The sequence below is a fragment of the Wolbachia endosymbiont of Tuta absoluta genome, from assembly GCF_059414725.1.
Window position 1 is genome coordinate 1 of the sequence record NZ_JBNRJY010000536.1, and the last position, 281, is coordinate 281.

Genomic DNA, 281 nt, shown 5'->3' on the forward strand with positions numbered 1-281 from the left:
CCAGAACAACTCGTTAGCCAAACCGGGGCGCGATTGAGCTGGTTGTTTGGACAACCACAAAACTTCTCCGGGTGAGCTCCTGCTCCCCACCATACAGTCAGGTGTAGATTTTAATAGCCCCGGGGTTAAAATAATAGGATCGATCAATTGGGTTCATGTACAATCAGGACAGGCAAATTTCCGGTTGTTTTTGAAAAAAGAGCAGCAAAAGAGCTAGTAAAGAGCTTTGCTTCTGCCATAAATGGTAGCAATATTGTAAATAATAGCTCTTTTTTGAGAAA

General features: G+C 42.7%; 1 pseudogene. It reads left to right on the plus strand.

Annotated elements, in window-relative coordinates:
• Positions 1 to 138: 138 nt before the first annotated feature.
• Positions 139 to 281 (plus strand): annotated as a pseudogene (locus tag ACJ5GX_RS05960) (metallopeptidase TldD-related protein); the annotation flags it as partial.